Source organism: Microbacterium insulae (assembly GCF_042677065.1).
GTDB lineage: Bacteria > Actinomycetota > Actinomycetes > Actinomycetales > Microbacteriaceae > Microbacterium > Microbacterium insulae.
On record NZ_JBHTII010000001.1, the window covers coordinates 197940 to 216108 of the forward strand.

Sequence of the window (18169 nt, forward strand, 5' to 3'; positions counted from 1 at the left end):
TCCATCCCGATCGAGGAGCGTGAACCGCCCCTGCAGCTTACGGCATCCGCTTGCCCCGCATCGAGAGGCGGACAGCGAAGCTACCTTCGGCCATCGTATGGTCGGGCACGGACACCATCCCTTCCCGACGCGCGGAACGCCGGTTACCCTCCTGGGGTGACGATGTCCTGGGCCTCCAGCGAGGCTGCGCGCCGAACAATGGTGGGCAACCGACGGCGCGATACGAAGCCTGAGTTGGCGGTCCGCTCACTGATACACCGCGCTGGTCTTCGCTACCGCGTGGACTTCGCCCCACTCGGGGGCCGACGAAAGGCGGATATCGTGTTTCCGCGACAGCGAATTGCGGTGTTCATCGACGGATGCTTCTGGCACTCCTGCCCACTTCACGGCGTTAGCCCCGCCACCAACAGCGGCTACTGGCGCCCGAAGCTCGCTAAGAACGTAGCCCGGGACCACGACACTGACCAACTACTGAGCGCCGCGGGCTGGACCGTCATTCGAATCTGGGAGCACGTTTCACCCGCGGAGGCTGCCAACATCATCATCACAGCGGTGCGCTCCCACGCGCCGACGAGGGCACTCGGCGCAAGCCGGCGCTCATCCGAGCGTTGAGCGCCTCAGCAAGTGTCATCGCAATCCGAAACTTCTCTCCAACTCGTCGCGCGCCCGTTCAAACTCGTCGAGCCGACTCGCGGTCCAATCCCGCCGAACATTTCGATCGACCGCTATCCGCCGCTGTTGGATCCATAACTCGCGAACCCCAGGGGTGGCCAGCTCAAAGAGCCTAATCGTTGCCCGCCCGGCATCAGAGAGTCCTCGGGGCGTCGATGGCTCGTCAGCACCTCCCCTATAGCCGCCTTCGATGTGATCAGCAGCCCGGTCCAGGTAGGGATGGAACAAGCTGAACTCGGACTTGCGATATGAAGCCCCTCTAGCAATCAGTGGGTTGAAGTTTCGCTTCTTGCGAGCATTGCAGAACTCGCAAGCCAAAATCAGGTTGCATAGCTCGAAAGTCCAGTCGGCCACGCCAGTTGCGCCCGCTTTTGGCACGAAGTGGTCGAGTGCCCTCGACCGACGGCCAGCGTCGCCAACTGGGAGAGAACAATACGTGCACCGGCCCTTTTGGCGCCTAGCCAGCCAGGATGTTAGTTGAACCCTGAAGCCCTTCGTAGCCTTGGTAGAGTTCCATTTTCGGATCGCACCGTCGGCGTCGCGACTGTCTGCGGCGGAAAGAGCGAGAGCTCTAGGCGGTTGCCTGACCGTTCGCATCAGCGATGGCCAGCCTTCGCCTCAAACTCCGCCAGGACATCATTGACAGTCGTCGTGTCGGGGCCAGCCAGCCGAGATAGGTTTTGAGCCGCTCTCCGTACGGCCTGCGTCGGGGCTTCGCCCTGAGCCCCAAGCCAGTTGATAATCAACGTGAGGTCGTGATCGACGGTCTCGCTCCCGACAACTCGTGTCTGGAATACGCGATAGATCATGCTCTCCACTGACATGCCCTGGTGCTCCGTCTCGAGTTCCTCGAAACCACCTTCGACGCTGGGGGTGAGGATGTTCGTTCCACCCGCGGCCACGTAGGGCGAGTGGGTAGCGATCAAGAAATGGCATCCCATCCCCGTTGGCAACAGCGATTCCAGGAACCGAACGAAGTCAGATTGCCAGTTCGGATGCAGGCCGGTCTCCGGTTCATCGATAAGGACGAGAGAGTCTGGACGGAGGCTTGCAACTAGGCGCAAGGCCATCGAGAGCAAAAGGGTCTGACCGGCGCTGGGCTCAAAGGGCCTAGCGGAGCGCAACCCGAAACTCATGTCCAGCCGCACGCTATAGATGCGCCGCAACGCATCCACGACGGTTCCTACGTCGAGTCCGCTTTCAGTGGCCAACCTTCCGACGAGGCTAACCACTGCGTAGTCCGACTGCTCAGCCTTAGCCATCGCGCGCAGCTCGTCCGAAAGCGTCCGAAATGCACCATCCAGGTCATCGATTGCCCATTCGATCGGCTCATGCCCATTGCGGGAGAGCATGCGGCGCAGCGACTCGCGCGCGTTTTTTGCTGCAGTTGGCCTCACGCCGCGTTTCACAGCAAGAGACGCGGGCGGCAGCCCCAGATAGTCCAGTACGGAGCCGAGGTTGAAGTCGAATGGTTGATCGACGCGGATCTCTGCCCAGTATCGAGCCAGCGATGACGTCGCGGCGCCACTCGACATTGAGTTCGACGCTTGGCGAAGGCCCAGGTAGCGGTATGCCGACGAATTCGCTTGGACGAACGGAAATACGTCTGTCACCAGATTCGATATCGCGAGGACGCGGGTCGGTGGATGAGTTTCGTCTTGCCTATAGCCGGAGTCGTCCGAGAGCGCAGTTCTGGCCAGTTCGCCCAGCAACCGGCTCTTGCCAGTTCCATTCGGCCCGATCACGATCGAGAAGCAATTATCAAGCGCCTCGGACCGATTCAGCGAGAAGTCGAAGCGGGCTGATCGGTATCCATGGAGTCGGTACATCAGGTCCTCCGGGTTGCCTGGCAGGTGCTCTCCGAGGGCTTGGTCCTGCCAAGCCTGCTGGGCGGGCGCACGCGAATCGAGTGCGATCTCAAGGATGCCCGATCGATTGACTATTGAGACGTATCGCGAGCCCAGCGAACGAGAGTGCGTTCGAGACCGCCTATCGGCGCACCGTGGGGTAACCGGAGAGACCTGACTAAAGCTGATGCGTCTACCGACTGGGGCGTCAGTGGCGCGGAACCCGTCCCGCGCCACCGCGTTGCGGTGACTCGGGCTCGAGGCGATCGCCATTCCCCTTCACCTCAAACGAGCGTCGGACCCGTCAAAGATCCGAGATGCAAGATCCCGCGTGATCGATAGGGGACGCTCGATCCATCACAAGATCAGCGATTGGTGATCCATCACAAGATCAGCGATTGGTGATCCATCAGAAGATCAGCAACTGGTGATGCACGCAGGCACCCGTGGTGAACGACACCCTTTAAAGGCACTCCCCGACATGCACCTGCATGGCAGAAAAATCCCTGGATAGCGAGGAAAACCTAGCCTATCCTGGCGGCGTGCGCGGAGGCCTGGAGCGATGGAAGCGAGGTGTCGAATCCCGCGGGGTTCGACAAGCGATCTCCTACGCGCTCGAGGGCACCTGCGATGCTCACCTGCAGCGCTCCCCCGGTGTTGACGCGCTCGAAGCGTACAGTGCGGCATCCGGTTCGACCGTCTCGCGATTCATCGCGGCAAATGGCATCATCACCTCCGACGAACTCACGGCCGGCGGCCTTCGTGTCTGGCTCACCGGACATGACCCGGTTACCGGGGAAGAGCGGGGCCATCAGCGGCTGAGCCCCGACGCCGACCTGCTGCTCGACGGAACACTCAACCATCCGAAGTCGTACAGCATCGCGGCGCTGCTGCATCCCGAGCTCGCCACCGAGTTCGAGGCGCTTCAGGACCGGCTGCGTGACCGCATCCTGCTCACGTGGCAGACGGAGCTCAACGCACGGCGCGGGCACGGCGGGGTCATCCGCGAGAAGGTCACCCGCATCGAGGTCGTCGAGCTGCAGCATCGGCGCTCGCGCGCGCTCGACCCGCACATCCACCGTCACCTGTGGCTGAACATCAAAGTGCTCGGCGCGGACGGCAAGTGGTCGAACCTCGACTCGCGCGTCGCGATGAAGCTGCACACCGTCGTCAACGCCGAGGGTGAGCTTGCCGCCCGCACCGATCCCGGCTGGATCGCCGCACTCGCCCGACACGGTTACACGCTCAACGACGCCGGAGAGATCGCCGAACTCGCCGGCGCCGTCCGACCCGTCTCACGTCGGTCGGCACAGATCGAGGCAAATCGCGCGCGTTTGATCGCGGAGTGGTCGGCGGCGCACGGGGGATCTGCGCCGAGCGTGGAGGTGCTGCAGCAGATCGATCGACGCGCGTGGGCAGTGTCGCGTCCGGACAAGCCGGTGGATCTCGACGAGGCGTCTTGGGAGGCCCGGGTCCGCGACGAGATCGCAGCGATCGATCCGAATCTGACCGGCCCGCGCGCACCCATTCCAGTTGCCGCCACGGAGCAGCACGCCATCGACTTGGACCTGCTCGCGGCGCAGGCGGTGGTCGACGCGGACGAACGATCCACGTCATGCGGCGGGAGGTTCAGCATTTTAGACATGCGCGCGGGCGCAATACGTGCGCTTTCGCGCACGGGCGTCGTTGCCGAACGCGACCGTCTCGGCGGTGTGATCACCGAGATCACGGAGCGTGCAATGCGTTCCGCCTATCGGCTCGTTGCGGATGATCCACCCACGCACGTGAAGGCGTTCATGGCGACGGAAACCGTCCTCGCCAAGGTGCGCCTCGCTGGCCGCTTTGGCGTGCTCGCCCGACCCGGGCGCTCCCTCCTGCCGGACGAGTTACACCGGCTCGCACCAAACGCGGTTCTGTCGGCGCTGGATACGTCGCAGGGCGTTGCAGCGTGCGCCATCGCCGGCACGGACGGGCTCGTGACCGTTGCCGGCCCCGCCGGCACAGGCAAGACGACGATGCTGCGCGCGGCGTTCGCGGCGCTCACGTCGCAACGGCGACGGATGCTCGTCGTCGCCCCCACGCGAAAGGCGGCATCGGTGGCGTCTCGCGAGGTCGGGGCCGCGGCATCCAGTATCCATGCCTTGCTTTCGGACCATGGCTACAGATGGGCCACCGACGGGGCCGGCGCGAAGGTGTGGACCAGGCTTCAAGTGGGGGATGTCGATCCCGGCACAGGCGCCGTATACCGCGGACCAACCCAGTACGTGCTGCGTTCTCGCGATCGGATCGTCGTCGACGAAGCCGGCATGGTCGATCTGCAGACGGCTAGCGTGCTCGTCGAGCTCGCGATCGAGCAGAGTGTCGGGCTGGCGTTCGTGGGTGACACGCATCAGGCGTTGCCAGTCGGGCATGCGGGTGCGATGGGTGCTGCGATCCGGCACGCGAACACCGCGGTCGAGCTCGACACAGTGCACCGGTTCCGCGATCTCGACTATGCGACGCTCACACTGCGGCTCCGGGATGCGGGTGACCGCGAGCGTGCGCTGAAGGTTGCGGGCGAGCTTGCCGAACACGGTCATGTCGACCGGGTCGAACATCACGACGCGGCGCGTGAGCGGATGATCGACGCATACTTCGACTGGCACGCACGCGGCAAGCGGGTGACGCTGGTAACCGGCACGAACGCTGAGGCGGATGCGATCAACGACGCGATCCAGCAGCGACGGGTCGACCAGCGCGAGCTCGACGCCCGTGTCGCCGCGTGGGGAATCGGGCAGCAGCGCATCCTCGTCGGCGACACCGTCCAGACCCGTCGCAACGACCGGCTCACGGGCGTCGAGAATCGCGCGCAGTGGATCGTGCGCGGCATCAGCGACGAGTACCTGTCTCTTGTCTCCGTGAGCGACAGCGGCGAGGTGGCGCGTGTGTCCACCGAGTACGCGTGCGAGCACGTGCAGCTCGCCTACGCGTCCACCGTGCACGGCGTGCAGGGCGACACCGCCGATGCCTCGGTCGTCGGGCCCGATGTGGATGCCGCGGGACTCTACGTCGGCCTCACCCGCGGTCGACTACACAACGTCGCGATCGTCGTCGCCCGGACGGATGCGGCGGCGCGCGAGTGCCTCGCCGAGTCGATGCAGCGCGGCACGCCGGAGTTGACGATGCAGGATGCGGTGCGGGCGGCCCAGGCAGAGGTGCGCCGTGCGGCGAGGAACCGGGAGGTGGGAATGATGACGGGCCCAGTGGTCGGGGCGCCGGGAGGGATGCGTGGGATTGGGATGTAGCGGCGCTTGATATGTGGGCGTTCAGTAGGCAGGCTCTTGGGCTGGCTAGTCGGCCGAGGTCGATGCGTCGTGAGGGCCCAGCGACAGCTCCTCGCCTGGTTCATTAGGGGAACCGGCTTCCGGTCGCGGCAAGTCATTGCGTGCCCTTGGATAGGCATCCGTCGAAGGCGGTCACTCCATCGGGGTCGTGCCGAGCGCTTGGTCGTGGGGCGCAAACTGTGCTCCCGTTACACCGTCACGATTCTTGGAGAGCCCAACGAGTTCGAACGAGTGACGGCGCGCGACCACCCGGAGATCGTGATCGCGAACTGGCATAGCGGCCATGACCCCGTGTTCGGACGCTGAGAATCTGACTGCCAAATGCAACCCACCTGTGTCGTCAACTCTCCAGTTCGGCTTGACGTTTCGGTGGACTGTCTTTGCGATGTCGTTGACCAGCAGTTGGCCCCGCAGTCTCGTCTCGCTCGGCACCAGATGCTCGGATGCGCGATCCAGGCTGAGCACGTCGTCCACACCAAAGGGCGTCCTGAGCGTGCGCTCACTAGACAACTCAGACAGTTGGCGCTGAATGTCGTGGAGGCTCTCCCACATGAGCTCGTCACGCGCCTCGTCACGTGAAACGCCGGGCTGTGGCTCCGTTGCCTCGATGGTCAATCCGAAATGACGCCACAGTGGGTTCTTGTTATCGCTGCTTGCCGCGCTTTCGGTGATGTGCGCAGCAAGGGAAGCAACTTCAGCCTCCGTGTCCCACGCATTGAGCGTGGGTCTGTATGAATGTGTGTTCAGGCTGGAGATATCAAACGGAAGCCGTGTACCCACCTCGCAGACGAGGGCGACTGGGCGGTTCACAGCCGTGCGAACGCCCAGCTCGAAGAACACGTTTGGGTTGTGGCTGCTCATGTCGCAGAGCACTAGATCGGCGGTGGACAAGTGCTTCACGATCCCGGCATGGATCAAATCTGTTCCCTGGGCGATCGGGCTGATCGGCTCGAAGCCAGCCCTAGTTACCGCGGGGATAAAGAGCGACTCCATGACATGTATCCAATGCTCAGCGTCCCCGTACGTCTCTGCTTGCTCAGGGTGCGTAGTGATTGGCATTGCGATAAAGCAGGTCGGGCGCGCATCGGTCATGGGCCATACATTAGTGCGGGCAGCAGGGATCACTGGATGACGGGTCGCAGGCGGATGGCGACGGGCGAAATCAACTCCCGGCGCAGCGCCCGATCGTGTGGTGGCGTGGACAATGCGTCAACTCGGCGAGCGCGCTCCGGTCGATCGGGTCAAAGCAATGAGTCGCCTGCAGCTTCCCCAGCTGCGAAGGCTTCGTCCATTGCGGGGTTTGGCGCCGCGCTCGGGGCCAGCCAATCGCTGTCAGGTCGAGCAACCAGCCGCGCGTTGGTGTACGCCATGTCGAGCGTGAGGACCGTGTGGCCGCGGTACGCGCGATCTCCAATCGCCGAGACAACGAGCGCAAGGTCGGCTGTCCCGTCGCCGGTGAGATCCAGGGGCATTAGGAACTGCGCGCCAGCTTCTCCCAGCTTCGGATACCACTGCGGAATCACAAGCTTGTGGTTGCGGCGAACGCGACGCAGCGTGAGATTGATGGCTGAGTCGAGAGCCTGTCGAGCGCGCAACGGCTGCTCTACCATCTCCGCGGGGAAACGGTCGATGTTGTCGCCAAGAATGTGATCGTATGCAAGCTTCAACTCGCGACGCCAGTCGTACACTAGCTCCGAGGCCGACGTGACGTATTCCGCCATTTGCGGCGGTTCGTCAAAGTGCCTCAGTAGTTCGCGATTCGACTCCGGGACCCACCCGACGAAGAACCAATGCTGCGCGTCTTCGTGCTGGTTGCGCTGATAGAACCCGAAGATTTCCTCGGCGTGCGGAGTTAGGAGCCCCGTGTTCGAGGCCGCGTACTCGCCGTCCACCGTCACGCTGATTTTGTCCTCCATCACAAGCCGGCGGTGCGTATAGCGAAGGAAACTGTCCAGGATCGGAAGGGGGCGATTCGTCGGGGTAGAACCTGTCCATTCCTCCGCCTCGGCAAGCGCGGCGAGAGAGCGCAAGGTGTCGTCCCACGCGCGCCGCCCCAGCTCAGCCGGCTGCAAAGTTCCAGGAGTTGACTTCGGACCACGATACGGAAAGAACGCGAATGTACGGAGAGCCTCAGCATGGCCGTCCGTAACAGGGCCGATCTCGGGAGACTGTCGCCGGGCGACTTCGGCAGGGCTGGGGACCGCATCCATTCCTGAACACTAGCGGGGGCGGGGGCGGGGGCGGGAGACGGAACCGCGTACCGGCCGACCGTTCAGGAAGAGAGATCGCGCGGCGTCGCAGAGCGCAGATGTAAACGGTGGCCGATCGATTGCGCCCCGAGCGAGTTAGAAGTGATTTCCCCGCCGCCGGGGCTGCCCCAAACTCTCACGGGTGCCTGGCACGGTTTTATCTGCCTGCAAGCGCTCGAGGGGCCGACGATCCCCGCTCCACGGCGCTGAGAGCAGACTCCACCGCTAACCGACTACGGCCGACTCGACATCGCCGGGCTCGACATCAGTTGAATCATCGAGTGTCCCATCTTCGGTAGCCTCCTCGAGGGTCCCGAGCAGATCCTCCAGAGCCCGGGCTTTACCAGAAGCGTCCAGGTATTCCTGGTACTGATTCTTCGCCGAGTCGATCAGAGCGTCGTACAGGCGGAAAGATCCTCTAGAGGCCTGGAATGTCGCCGCGTAGAAATCGGCTTCATTCTGGGACGGGCCTTGCCCCTGAGTGCCGGGCTTCTTGCCTAGGACAAATACAACCTCAATGTTTGGGATCTCAGCCTCGCGTTGCTGCTGGGTGAGGATGCTTGCGAGCGCCTTCGCGTACTTCAGACCCTGCTCGGCCAACTCGCGCGCATCAACAGTGAGGTTGTAGCGCTTAAGCTCGACGATGACGTGCCGTCCGCTCACGGTGGCATAGCGGATATCGATTCGGCCAGTTATCTGTTTTTCCTCTTCGTCCATCGCGAAGAGGCCAGGCTCGATCTTGCGAAGGTCTTCCTCCATGCGCGGCTGAATTGTTGCCCGCTCCCACGAGGGGTCAAGAAGCCAAAGATGCTCGAAAAGGTGCTGCTGAAGTACCTTCTCCTTCTCGTTCGCGTCGGTAAGACTCTGCAGCTTCTCGATTGCCTCAACGCGCGACTTGAGGATGTCGACCCATAGCCCCGCTTCGTAGGTATCCTGCTGGCCGAGCAGCGGCAGGAGATCTTCCGCCGTGACGCTGGCCAGGAGATCAAGCTGCTCCGTGTTCTCTCGTAGGCCAACGCGTGCGAAAGCTAGCACTCCTGAACGGAAGAGATCTCGTCGTGCCGATTCCTCCGCTTTCTTCTCGAAGTCAAGGCTCGCAATCGTGCCGATCATCTTCCTGGCCGCAGGCTTCTGGTAGTCCGGAAGAGAATCGATCCAAGCGGCGAGCTTTGGGTACTTCTCCAGCGAGTCGGTCGCACCTTCGGTTTGACGCGCTGCCGACCACTGGTCCGCAGCTGTGACGAAAGCCGCGCGCAGGAATTCTTGCAGCTTCACAACCCGGTCGTCATCCTCGATCAGACGCTGGCGGTCGCTTGTCGCGATGTCATCGTAATTCGGGTCGTCCAGATCCAGAAAATCGGCCTCAATCTGACCCGTGACGTAATTGCCAAAGATCCGGCTGAAATCGAGCTTCTCGATGATCCCTTCCTGAATTGGCCGTTTCCGTGCCAGCACAATGATGTTTTTCAGCGACCCTGCTTCGTCATCATCGACGAGGTCCGTCGGCTTCCGAGTCGTTCCAAACCATCCTTTGACTCGCCATCCTTCCTCCTCGTCCACGAACGTGCGCGGCAGTGTGAAACGGATGATGTCGTTGGGTAGCGCTTCCGCCGGTATCGTCGCTCCGCCGAATTCCCAGATGAACTGAAGCTTCTTTAGCTCTTGTCGATCTGCCCATGTGATTTGTTTGCCGTTGATGGCGATGTGGAATCCGCCCTTGCCAGGCTCGCGAGGATCAAGAACGTCAAATCTGCGAGCGAGCCGCTTACGAAGAGCCGCGGCAGTAAGGCCCGCCCGCTGACTCTTCAAGTCGCTCAAGACCAACGTCGTCCCGACTTTGTCGTACTCGGCCGGCACCGGGATCGGCTTTGGATGGTACTTAGCACCAGGGGTACGAATCGCTGCTTCGAGGTCGGCAACAACGATTCGCAGACCATTCGCAGGATGACCATCGACCTTGCTGAACACCTCGACCTGCCGGGCTAGCGAGAAGACCGAGAGCTTTCCAATCCCCTTGCGACCCATGAACGGGCGGTTCCACTTGCTTGAGACATTGCCTTCCTCGTCCCGCTTCTTATACCCGGCGGTAAGGAATCGATCATTGAGCTGCTTCTGAGTCATGCCGCAGCCGTCATCGCTGACGACCACCTCGACGAGCTTCTTCTCACCGTCCGACTCTTCTTCCGGCACGCGAGGCTGCCACGTGATGCTCACCGTTCCGGCGTCGGCATCGTAGGCGTTGGCCACCAGTTCCGAGAGCACCGCGGCCGCGTTGCTATACAGGTTGATGCCAAGTGACTCCAGGACTGACAGCTCCACCGACATCGTGTAGACGGCGTCGGCGTCATCTTGCCCCACGACTGACTTTTCACCCGCTTCGCCAGCGTCCGACACAGGATCCCCCTAGTTCCTTCGGCTTCGTTCCACGTGCAAACTAACAGCCTCGCCGATCGCGCGAGCAATAGGCGGGGGTACGGCGTTACCAATGAGGCGCGCCGTGGCAGTGACATTGAGCCTGTTTCCCGGCTTGATGAAGCGGTAATCCCGCGGGAAGCCCTGAAGGATCGCCGCTTCCCGCAGTGTGATAGAGCGGTCCTGCTCCGGATGCCCGAATCGCCCAGCACCGAAGTTGTTGGAGAGCGTGGTGATCGTGGGCGACGGCTTGTCCCATTCCATCCGCGCGTAGACGTTCTTGAACGACGCGCCTGACGCTTTGTTGTGGCACGGAGAGCGAAGATCTTCCGGCCAGTCCATCCACGACCCGCCGGGCGCGGAGGCGCGGATGCGCTGAAGGTTCAACGACGACAACCTGCGTGCGGTGTGAAGCGCATCGTGAGGGTCGCTCTCTCCGGAAACGACGGGGGGAAGGACGCCGATGGCGTCACGGACCGACTTGTACTCTCCGTCGTTCCGACTGCCCGCGGGCACCGCTATCGAGCCCAAGCGCGAGGCAAGTAGCACCATTCGGCGGCGGTGCTGGGGAAGGCCGTAGCGGGGTCCGTAGACCGTTTGCCAGTCGACCTCGAAGCCCTCGCTGCGGAGTTCAGCAACGAACTCTTCAAAGATGGCCGATGTGCCTATACGAGGGACGTTCTCCATCGTGACCAGATCCGGCTGCACCTCTCGAACGAGGCGTGCGAACTCCCTGAGAAGCGGCCACTGCTCTTCTTTGGAGGTGTCAGTCCCCCGACGATATGCCGAGAACGGTTGGCACGGCGCGCAGCCCGCCAGCATTCTCACCGAGCCGGGCACCCACAGCGGCTCTAGGTGTGCCGCTGTGACGTGTCGGACGTCCAAGTGGAGGAAAGGGGCTTCAATGTTGGTCTCGAACGGGTACGCGCAACTGGCCTCGATATCGACCCCGCCGACGACTACTACCCCTGCGTCCTGAAGCCCTGTTGACAGCCCGCCCGCGCCACAGAAGAGGTCAACGGCACTGATCACCGGTGCCCTGTCAGGTGTGTCCTCGATTACGCCGGTCACCGGCAGCCTCCCCACATTCGGCCTACTAGCCCCACGCCGGGGCGCGGGCCCTCCCCATTGTGTCGTCAAATGGCGCTCGCGTCGACGACCGGGCCGACACGATCCACGATCAAAGCCAAGCGACCACCTCCGACATCTCCAAACGCGGGATCACTGTGTGGAGCGAGGTGTGGAATCCGGTGCCCCGGCCTGCAACGACCGCACACCGTGTGTGCAAAGGCGTCGAAGCGGAGCACCTCGGCGGACGGCGATGCGGCAGTCGGTGGGCTACCACCCGCAAGCGAGTGTTGGACGAACGGTCAGACTCCCTGCTCGGAACGGCCTCTGTTCAGGCGTCAACGCCGAACGCGCGTAGCAACGGCACGCGAGGGATCATCCGGCGCGGGCCGAGTTGGACGGTGGGGATCGTCCCGCTTTCGATGCCGAGCTTGATCGTGCGGTAGTCGACGCCGACGAGCTTGGCGGCATCCTTCATTGTCAGTGCGAGCGAATGCTGTGATCGGTTCATGGTTCTGTCTTCCTCTGAGCCAGCAATGTCAGTCTCCCTTCGTCGAAACGTACCACACCCGTGAGCCAAGATCGACAGTCCTCTTCGCGAATCTCCGATGACCTGGGATAGTGGGCTTCATGGCAGACGTCGAGGCGTATGACTTCAGCGAAGAACGCATTGATCTCGGGAGTGGGGTGACGCTTCCGAGATCCTGGAGAGCGCGCGTGTCGGGAGAGCAGGACGTGCCCGGCACGATCACCGTCCGCGTGGAGTGGGACGACTCGCTCGGACGCACCGCCGTCGTCTTCGCTGCTCTCGAGCGCGCTGGAGAGGGCGTCGACATCACCAGCCAGGTGCTCCGCGAGGTGCGGACGCACTGGATCATGACGAGGTCAGCGCTCGATGTCGTCACCGTCAACGTCGGCGCTGAGGACGGCACCAACACAAACCGCATTCCGGTACGCGATTATCTCACCCGCGTGCGGGCACATGAGGAGCGCGAGCCCTTGGAGTCGCTGTACGCCGCGATCTCCGTCTATCGCGTCGCGGCAGCGCTCAGTTATCCGCCACTGAAGCTCGTCGCGGACACTCTCCAGATCAGCCAGAGCACCGCGACCCGGCTCATGAGTCGCGCACGCGACTCGGGTTTGGCTCCCGAAGTCCGCATTCAGGAACCCCGGCGGGCGCCAGCGGTGGATCCCTATAGCCCCCACCAGGGGCCGGCCCAGCCCGGAGGCCCGTCACTCGGACGCTGAGTGGCCCGCCGGTGGCGCCTAACCTCCCACCCCAGGGGCATTGGGGTTCGGCGAGTGGCGGCCGCGCACGGGGCTCCACCACGCGCCCAGATTTGCCCACATTTTGCCCACACTTCGTGAGATTCCAGGTGTTTTCGGGCGAAGCCAAACGCACCTCGGAACCTTGAGAACCCGCGGAATTCCGCGGGTTTTGCAGGTATCTGCAGATCTCGGAAATCGCTCTCCGACATTTCCGGTACCAAAGGTCAGCTTCGGTCAGCATCGTGAGCGAGAGTCTGCTCCTGGCGTCGGTGCCGTTCGCCTGGCTGATCGTCCGAGGCATCACCCGGGGCATCCCGGGCGGTTCGCCGCTCCCCGCCCCGGCGCGGTGGAACGCCGACCTTTGCCGCCCCCCTCGGGCGCTGATCGAGGGGCGGGGCGATCGCCGACCTACGCTGGCGATGTGGAACGTGTCTCGCTCCTGAGGGGCGTGTTCTCCCCGGACCGATGATGGATCCGCTGATCGCCGAGCTCGCTGCGCTCGGGCTCGGGTTCGCGGCCGTCGCCGTCGCTCCGCGGCATCCAATCACCGCCGACGAATGGGCATGAGTCTGCAGTTCTTGGGACTCTTAGTCCAAACCTGAGCTAATGCTGCGAGTGCGGTGAGGTGGCATTCATAGAGTTCGGAGGTCGCCAGTTCGCGATGCAGCTTCCCGGCCCGCCAACGTGTTGTAGCCGGAAATCGAAAGGGACTTCTTTGCCAGATACGACGCCTTCAACCACGCCCGCCGGATGGTACCCCGCCGGTATTGCCGGCCAAGAGCGGTACTGGGATGGCGCGGCGTGGTCCGAGAGTGTTCGGCCGGTCGGATCGGCCCCCTCGGAAGTCACGACCCCGATGTCCGCGCCGGGCTGGTACCCGAACAGCTCCGTACCCGGCACGGAGATGTACTGGGACGGTGCGCAGTGGCGTGTGGACATGTCCCGCCCCGCCGCATCCACGGCCGATCCCGGAACTCAGACCACGTCAGCGCCCACCACCCCGCCCGCCAACAGCCCGTGGTACAAGCGCAAGGCCATCGTCATACCCGTCGGTATTGTCGCGGGGATCATCCTGATCAGCGGCGTCGGCAACGCGTTGGCCCGTGGCGGAGGTGGCGACTCGACCGCGCCGGCGCCTCCCAGCGCTCAGTCCCAGGAGGAGGCCGCCGCAGTTGAGGTGCTGGTCCCCGACACCACCGGGCTTACTGCAAAGGAAGCACAGGCGCTTATCGAGAACGTTGGGCTCGACGTCGAGTTCTCTGCGGAGGAAGGCGTCGTCCTCGACCGCGACAACTGGACTGTGAAGTCAACGACACCCGCCGCCGGGGACACCGCCCAGGAGGGCGACACGGTTGTCGTCAACGTTGAGAAGATCCTCACGGAGGAAGAGCAAGCAGCCGCCGCAGCCGAGGAAGCATTTGCAGCGATGACCGTTGCTCAGCAATCTGCCGTCCGCTCCGCCGAGTCATACCTGTCCTTCAAGGGCTTCAGCCGTGCCGGGCTCACTCAGCAGTTGACGAGCGAATACGGGGAAGGGTTCGATCCGGCGGACGCTGAGTTTGCCATCGCGCACATTGAGAAGACGGGTGGCGTCGACTGGAACCAGGAGGCGGTGCAGTCCGCGGAGTCCTATCTCGACTTCAAGGGCTTCAGTCGCGATGGGTTGTTCGAGCAGCTGACCAGCGAGTACGGCGAGTCGTTCACCCCCGAGCAGGCCAACTACGCGCTTGACCAGGTAGGCCTCTGACTCTACTCAGACGGTCCGGCGCGCGGCGAGCGCGCCGGACCGAGTGCCTCCCTACTCGGTCTTGACCAGCGCGCTCACGACGAACGCCGATCCACGGACGTCGAGCAGCTCCGCCTCCTGCGTCCACTCGCTGTCCTGCGTCGACACCACGGTCGCGCCGAGGCCGACCGCGCGTTCGACCGCCTCGTCGCGGTCGGCCACGGTGAACATCATCACCCACCGTGCCGGCCCGGCCGGGATGTCGCTCAGCCCGGCGACGACATCCTCGAAGCCCTCGGGTGCGAACGCCTGACGTTCCCGGATGCCCGGATCGATCGTCGACTCGAGGTGGTCGCCGTAGCCGGGCAGCCTGATCATTCCGGCGCCGAGCGCGGCATCCACTCTCCAACCGAAGACGCCACCGTAGAAGTCCATCGAGCGAGCACGGTCGGGGGTGTGAAGGATGCTGAAGTTCCAGGCTCCGGGCATGTTGACCAGTTGCGCGCCCAGTCGGTTGCCCGCGCGCCAGCCGCGGAACCGAGCGCCGTCGGGGTCGGCGAGCGTCGCCCCGCGGCCCGCCGCTCCGACGTCGGCCGGACGATCGATGACCGTGCCCCCGGCATCCTCGACGCTCGCCGCGAGCGCGTCCACATCGTCGGTCGCGACGTAGCTCATCCACCCGTCGTCGTCGGGTTCGCGCCGCGCCGCGGCCACGTCATGGCCGTCCAGGCGTGCGACCCAGTACGAGCCGTCACCAACCTCCTCCCAGGACCACTCGAACAGCCCCGCGTAGAAGTCGCAGGTCGCATGCGGGTCGGTTGTGGCGAGGTCGATCCAGCTCGGCGCCCCCGGCGGATACGCGCGCTGATCGGTGATGTGCGGGCTCTCCATGGCGGGAAAGTACCGTGCCATCAGAGCGACACCAAGGGGGTTGCGCCCAGCGCGGAAACCCACGAGTCTGGGCGTCCGCACAGTCTGAGAAGGGTGAGGTCATGGCCTTCGTCCGCACGCTCTCCGTCATCGCCGCCCTCGTGGTCGGCGCCGTCCTCGTCGCCGGAACCGCGTTCGTCGTGGGCGTCCGATCGCGCGACGAGAGGGTGCTGGGCTTCGCCCGCAGAATGCAGCGCGACGTGCTGAATCGCGGAGCGTTACGGGATGCCGGTACCGCCGGATCCCCGTGGGCCGTGGTCCGCGTGCCCGGCCGGGTCAGCGGCCGCGTCTACGACACTCCCGTCGGCGTGAAGCGCGTGGGCGACGACCTCTACATCTCGCTCGTCTACGGCGAGGGGACGCAGTGGCTGCGCAACGTCCGCGCGGCCGGCGGCGCGACCGTGATCCACGACGGGCGCGAGATCGAGGCGACCGACCCCGAGGTCGTGCCGATCGTGCAGACGCCCATTGCCGCGGCCGACCGCGTCGCGATCTCGCTGTTCGGCATCACGCACGCGCTGCGACTGCGAGAGGCCGCGTCGGCGCCGCTGGAGATGAAGGCCTGAGCCTACTGCTCTTCAGCGTCGTCCTGCGCGCCGTCCTCGCTCGATTCGGCGACCTCGGCCATCTCCATCAGTCCGACGACCGTCGCCATCTGGGTGGGGTCCGTCCAGTAGTCCGAGTGGCCGCGGACGCTCGGCGGCGGCGCGCCGTGGACCTCACTGACCGGCAGCGGATCTTGGAGGCGCACGTCGCCGTCAGGTTTTCCGATCTGACGGAGAACAGGAGTCGCGATGGGGTCGGTCCTCCTCCAGAAGTTGCGCCAACAGAGTGTTCCCCGATCTACCGCCTTCAAAAAGTCATCGTCGAAATACCCGGGAAAGAACGTCTGGTACAGCGAGACCAGCGGGGATCCGCAGGTCACCAGGGCGAAGGTCGGTTGCTCTCGATTCGCCGAGAACCAGGCCGCGATCACAGAGCCCTGAGAATGGCCCACAAGGACGACATCTCGATCGGAAATGCTGTCAGCCTCTTCTTCCAGCCCGACTATGACGCGGTGTCGGTAGGTGTCACCGGCGAGCGGATGGAATGTCGGATCCCAGAATCCGGCGATGTCGGCGACCATCGCGAAGATGCGTCTCACAGTCTGCGGATGGCCCCAGATCACGAAGATCACCGCGCCGACGGCGACGACCTGCGCCACCACCCTCACCGCATCCCGCACGAAGCGGCTGCACCAGTTGCAGCTTGAAAAGCCCTGAGTCACGGCAGCCCACACCAAGAAGACCAGCGCGAGCCAGGTGACGATGGCAACGAGCATCCCGATCCAAAGACGGGATCCCAGTCTGCCGACGACGTCGTGCGCGAACTCGAGCTTCACCTGTTTTGCAGGAAGGTCGCCGGTACGAGTGATGCGCTGGAGCGCGCTGCGATTGACGAGCCACAGACCGAACGCCAGAGAGAGCAGGCCGAGCAGGCCGATGAGCGGCAAGGAGTCAAGGTAGTAGGTCGTCGCGTAGGGCGGCACGACATCGTTCGGATGACACCGGGCGATGCCTCCTTGAAAGGCCAGTACGTACCGCTCTGAGACGGCGCCGATCACCGCCGCCCGCTCGTCCGGGCCACCACCCTGGGCGCCCGACGGCCGCGCCAACCAGCCAAGCGAGTCCTGAGAGTCGAGGAAGATCATGACCCACTCGAGGCCGAGTCGAAGCGTGGCCGCGACGGCATTGAGCAGTGCGATCCCGACGCCGATTATGAGCGCAGCGCCAGCGAAGGTCGGGATGGTCTTCTTTGCACCGAAGAAGGGGGCAATGAGCAGGAGCAGCACGGAGGTCGCGAGCGCGAAGCCGAAGCCTCCGAAGACGACGGCGGCAAGGGGATTCAGTCGCCACTCGAGGAGGGGGCTCCCGGCGCCGTGCGCGGCGCAGACCGCATCCACGACGCTGCCGGGGAACTCGTCGACGATCCGGCGAAAGGCACCGTCGCTCTCTGGGACGTGGGTCGAGAGCAGCGGGAACTCGAACGGAATCTGTGTCGGTGGCCACGTCACCATGACGACGCCGAGCACGACGACGACCACCAGGTTGAGCGCGGACGTGATGGCGATCGACCAGGCGGGCTTCCACACCCGCATCCGCGATTCTGAGCGGCGCGAGACACGATAGGACGTGTAGATCCAGCGCACAGCGATCAGCAGCGCCAGCAACGCTGTGACCGCGATGACCACGGTCGCGCCCGAGTACTCATCGCTGTAAGTCGCCCTCACCTGTCGGGAGACAGTCTCCACGAGCGCGACGAGCCACACATGGGCGGTGATTGTCAACGCAACACCTGCCAGGACGGATGCCGCCCACAGCGTCCACCGATGGCCGGCGGAATCCTTCCTGCCCATATGCGCGGCGACGTTCACGAGCGTGAACGGCAACGCGAGATACCACGCAATCCCTGCACTGTGCCGCGAAGTCCTCGACCAGTTGAGCAGGCGTACTTCGTGTTCCGGGATGTCGGGCGGAACAGCGGTATCCGGCGCGTCCGGATGACGAATCGTCACGACCCGCGCGCGCCCAAGCGCCGACAGGTAGTCATGGTCACCCATGCCATGAACGCGTAGTTCGGCGCGCTCGCGAGTCATGGCCTTCCCCACAGGCTCATGGCCAGATGGTAGTGGGG

The 18169-nt window shown here is 64.0% G+C and carries 13 protein-coding genes and 1 pseudogene; 6 read left to right on the plus strand and 8 right to left on the minus strand.

Annotated elements, in window-relative coordinates:
• Positions 1-162 precede the first annotated feature (162 nt).
• A complete protein-coding gene (locus ACFQ0P_RS00940) occupies positions 163-612 on the plus strand; it encodes a very short patch repair endonuclease (protein WP_204981477.1) in 450 nt (149 codons plus the stop codon).
• Between the two features lie 656 nt (positions 613-1268).
• Here the strand turns inward: ACFQ0P_RS00940 and ACFQ0P_RS00945 are convergent.
• The gene (locus ACFQ0P_RS00945) at positions 1269-2501 is read right to left on the minus strand and encodes an AAA family ATPase (RefSeq protein WP_204979869.1); all 1233 of its coding nucleotides are present in this window, start codon (positions 2499-2501) and stop codon (positions 1269-1271) included.
• Between the two features lie 560 nt (positions 2502-3061).
• Here ACFQ0P_RS00945 and ACFQ0P_RS00950 point away from each other — a divergent pair.
• On the plus strand, positions 3062-5803 hold the full coding sequence (locus ACFQ0P_RS00950; protein ID WP_204979870.1) for an AAA family ATPase: 2742 nt from the start codon (positions 3062-3064) through the stop codon (positions 5801-5803).
• A 171-nt stretch (positions 5804-5974) separates the two neighbouring features.
• On the opposite strand, the gene ACFQ0P_RS00955 is transcribed toward ACFQ0P_RS00950, so the two are convergent.
• The 5 genes from ACFQ0P_RS00955 to ACFQ0P_RS00975 form a co-directional block, all read right to left on the minus strand.
• Complete coding sequence (locus ACFQ0P_RS00955; protein ID WP_204979871.1) at positions 5975-6934, minus strand: hypothetical protein; 960 nt, start codon at positions 6932-6934, stop codon at positions 5975-5977.
• Positions 6935-7083: 149 nt separating this feature from the next.
• On the minus strand, positions 7084-8052 hold the full coding sequence (locus tag ACFQ0P_RS00960) for a DUF3825 domain-containing protein (protein WP_204979872.1): 969 nt from the start codon (positions 8050-8052) through the stop codon (positions 7084-7086).
• A gap of 264 nt (positions 8053-8316) precedes the next feature.
• Complete coding sequence (locus tag ACFQ0P_RS00965) at positions 8317-10485, minus strand: BbrUII/HgiDII family restriction enzyme (RefSeq protein ID WP_204979873.1); 2169 nt, start codon at positions 10483-10485, stop codon at positions 8317-8319.
• A gap of 9 nt (positions 10486-10494) precedes the next feature.
• Entirely contained in the window at positions 10495-11574 is a 1080-nt protein-coding gene (locus tag ACFQ0P_RS00970; RefSeq protein ID WP_204979874.1) for a DNA cytosine methyltransferase, read from the minus strand.
• Positions 11575-11902: 328 nt separating this feature from the next.
• On the minus strand, positions 11903-12082 hold the full coding sequence (locus tag ACFQ0P_RS00975) for a helix-turn-helix domain-containing protein (RefSeq protein WP_378771050.1): 180 nt from the start codon (positions 12080-12082) through the stop codon (positions 11903-11905).
• 119 nt (positions 12083-12201) lie between these two features.
• Between ACFQ0P_RS00975 and ACFQ0P_RS00980 the strand changes: the two genes are divergently transcribed.
• The 3 genes and pseudogenes from ACFQ0P_RS00980 (at position 12202) to ACFQ0P_RS00990 (ending at position 14587) form a co-directional block, all read left to right on the plus strand.
• On the plus strand, positions 12202-12819 hold the full coding sequence (locus ACFQ0P_RS00980; RefSeq protein ID WP_378771053.1) for a hypothetical protein: 618 nt from the start codon (positions 12202-12204) through the stop codon (positions 12817-12819).
• Positions 12820-13501: 682 nt separating this feature from the next.
• Positions 13502-13669 (plus strand): annotated as a pseudogene (locus tag ACFQ0P_RS00985) (DUF2510 domain-containing protein); the annotation flags it as partial.
• A 108-nt stretch (positions 13670-13777) separates the two neighbouring features.
• Positions 13778-14587: an Ltp family lipoprotein gene (locus ACFQ0P_RS00990; RefSeq protein ID WP_378772332.1), complete on the plus strand. Its 810-nt coding sequence runs from the start codon at positions 13778-13780 to the stop codon at positions 14585-14587.
• A gap of 51 nt (positions 14588-14638) precedes the next feature.
• On the opposite strand, the gene ACFQ0P_RS00995 is transcribed toward ACFQ0P_RS00990, so the two are convergent.
• Positions 14639-15457 carry a VOC family protein gene (locus ACFQ0P_RS00995; protein WP_204979877.1) on the minus strand — a complete coding sequence of 273 codons (819 nt, stop codon included), beginning with the start codon at positions 15455-15457 and terminating at the stop codon, positions 14639-14641.
• A 101-nt stretch (positions 15458-15558) separates the two neighbouring features.
• Here ACFQ0P_RS00995 and ACFQ0P_RS01000 point away from each other — a divergent pair, with 101 nt between their 5' ends.
• Positions 15559-16062, plus strand: a complete 504-nt coding sequence (locus ACFQ0P_RS01000; RefSeq protein WP_204979878.1) for a nitroreductase/quinone reductase family protein — start codon at positions 15559-15561, stop codon at positions 16060-16062.
• Between the two features lie 2 nt (positions 16063-16064).
• Here ACFQ0P_RS01000 and ACFQ0P_RS01005 read toward each other — a convergent pair whose 3' ends face one another.
• Positions 16065-18131 (minus strand): alpha/beta fold hydrolase, encoded by a 2067-nt coding sequence (locus tag ACFQ0P_RS01005; protein ID WP_204979879.1) that lies wholly within the window; start codon positions 18129-18131, stop codon positions 16065-16067.
• Positions 18132-18169: the final 38 nt, after the last annotated feature.